This is a genomic window from Microbulbifer sp. ARAS458-1, assembly GCF_045348205.1.
Lineage (GTDB): Bacteria > Pseudomonadota > Gammaproteobacteria > Pseudomonadales > Cellvibrionaceae > Microbulbifer.
The window spans coordinates 469345-471594 of sequence record NZ_CP155838.1 but is presented as its reverse complement, the minus strand read 5'-3'; the positions used below and the strand labels follow the sequence as shown (position 1 = coordinate 471594).

Sequence of the window (2250 nt, the reverse complement as noted above, 5' to 3'; positions counted from 1 at the left end):
CCTTTTGTGTTACTCGCTGGCGCTCAAACATTAACACAAAAGGTACTCCGCGCTGGCTGCGCCTGCGCTGGGCGTTATGCAATACGGAACTAGAGTATGTACTTCCAGTATTTACAGTATCTCTACATCTTTGTATGGCTGGTTTGTGCATATGTAGCCTACAAAATAGTTAAAGTAGAATACCTTCTGTTTCGTATAAATTTCGCGCGCAGTCAGAATAAAGTAGCATTCTTAGGGTATCGAGTAGCTCGTATTCTTCTTGTAGTTTGCGTCATAGCTGGCGCAGTATATGCTAGCAAATGGTTTAGCAACTACACGGCTGAGCTACAGAGTCGCGCAAAATCAGAGCTTACTTCCAGCAGCTCACCAAACAGAATGTATTGCATTAAAAAGGTAGCAGGTTACTTTCAAGAAAACATTTTGGTACAAAAGTATTTTGTTCCTTCTTACTATCAAGCGTGCTTAGAAGTTACGCCCCATTTTTCGGTTAAAAATTTCTGCGGTTCAGTAAGAGAAGAGTATAGTTTTCGCGAAAAATGCCATGAGTCAGGCTTAAGTAGAGAGCAGTGCGACGTACTCTACAAAATCGCTCGGAGGCACTGTGCGGTCAATGCATAACAAAACGCTGCAGGCCGACAGCTTACTTTGTGCACCTTTTGCGCGGTCGCTGTCGCTCCCATTTTCGCGCAAAATGCGCCCAAAGTAAGCTGCGGCTGAGCGCGGCGTTATGAGCTTCCATGATCTGATAGTTCGCAGTACTATAATGTAATACATGTGAATACATCGGAGGGTGTGTCATGAGCTTGACCAGTATCCGCCTCAATAATGAGGTCGAAATCCCGCTTGAAAATCTCTCAAAAAAGCTAGATAGAAGTAAAAATTACCTTATTAATCAGGCAATTAGGGAATTTATTGCGCGCAAAGAAATGGAAGAGACTCTTTGGTCAGATACCCTGGAGGCGCTTGATTCTATCAAGTCCGGTAAAGCGGTTAGCGGCCAGGAGGTAGAATCCTGGCTGCAGAGCTGGGGCGGCCCAAATGAAAAGGCGCCACCTAAACCATGATTTTGCAGTATTCACCGGAGTCTATTGCAGATCTCACCCGCCTTAGAGAGTTTATTGCTGAGAAAAATCCAATTGCGGCGCAGCGTATAGCTGGCGAGCTTTTGGAGGGCATCAAGAAACTTGAAGACTTTCCCCAAATTGGTATTCCAGTTTCTCGTGCTCCTGACCCAGATAAAATTCGAGACCTGTACATCGGTAAATACGTAGTCCGCTATTTGGTGGCTGTAGATGCCATTTACATCTTGAGGCTTTGGCATACCAAGGAGGCGGGCCGCGGCTCATAACAAAGCGCTGCAGGCCGACGGCTAACTTTGTGCACTTTATGCGCGGTCGCTACGCTCCCATTATCGCGCATAAAGCGCCCAAAGTTAGCCGCGGCTGAGCGCGGCGTTAGCAATTCAATCACGTTAAAAGGAGATCGGCGTGAAATTTGACATGTCAATTGAGGACAATTTTGCCTCATTCATTGACGAGAAAACGGGGAAGTCTGTTTTTGTTGATTCTTTTGATAATGAAGAATTTGAGGTTCGAATTGGAACGGTACGAGAGTCTCAATCTGCCGGATCTATTACGGCTCATTCAACGGAAGAATTAAATACGAAACTAGCTGAGCTTTACCAGAAATTTCAGGGAGAGAAATAATGGGTATCGCACTTGATGAAATTTCATTGCTAGAAAGCATTCTGAATGAGCGCTTCTCTCAAGAGCGCCTCACTTTCAAAATGTCAGTTCATTTTGTCAAGGATAGAATGAACCACCCAAGAAACGTGCCAAATATTACTATCACTGAACTACATAGTATTTTTAACCGGCTCACAACGGTCTATATCGGAAAGCTGGTGAAGCTTAAGCATCATGATACGTTCAATATTCGGTGCTCAAAAACTGACATCAATATACCGTGTGCTGTCGAGCTTACAAGAGATACATCTGGCCTGGATTATCGAGAAATTATTGCAATTACAGTCATGCGTAAGCGGGACTTCAAGTCCAAGGATCCAATAGAGTTCCTAGTTTGACCCACATTGCTAACAAACAGCGGCAGAGCGACAGCCAACGCTACGCACCTTTTGTGTTCTCGCTGGCGCTCAAAAATTAACACAAAAGGTGCTCCGCGCTGGCTGCGCCTGCGCTGGGCGTTCAGGCTGTAGAAAAACTCTAAAAACCTAGTAGATTTTGATAAAAT

The 2250-nt window shown here is 44.8% G+C and carries 4 protein-coding genes; all 4 read left to right on the top strand.

Going from position 1 to position 2250, the window contains the following annotated elements:
- Positions 1-797 precede the first annotated feature (797 nt).
- Positions 798-1064 (top strand): CopG family ribbon-helix-helix protein, encoded by a 267-nt coding sequence (locus tag AAFH99_RS01780; protein WP_406828492.1) that lies wholly within the window; start codon positions 798-800, stop codon positions 1062-1064.
- Positions 1061-1348, top strand: a complete 288-nt coding sequence (locus tag AAFH99_RS01775) for a type II toxin-antitoxin system RelE/ParE family toxin (protein ID WP_406828491.1) — start codon at positions 1061-1063, stop codon at positions 1346-1348. Before AAFH99_RS01780 ends, AAFH99_RS01775 begins: the two co-directional genes overlap by 4 nt.
- A gap of 139 nt (positions 1349-1487) precedes the next feature.
- The gene (locus AAFH99_RS01770) at positions 1488-1706 is read left to right on the top strand and encodes a hypothetical protein (protein WP_043320700.1); all 219 of its coding nucleotides are present in this window, start codon (positions 1488-1490) and stop codon (positions 1704-1706) included.
- A complete protein-coding gene (locus AAFH99_RS01765) occupies positions 1706-2083 on the top strand; it encodes a hypothetical protein (protein ID WP_406828490.1) in 378 nt (125 codons plus the stop codon). Before AAFH99_RS01770 ends, AAFH99_RS01765 begins: the two co-directional genes overlap by 1 nt.
- The last annotated feature ends 167 nt before the right edge of the window (positions 2084-2250 follow it).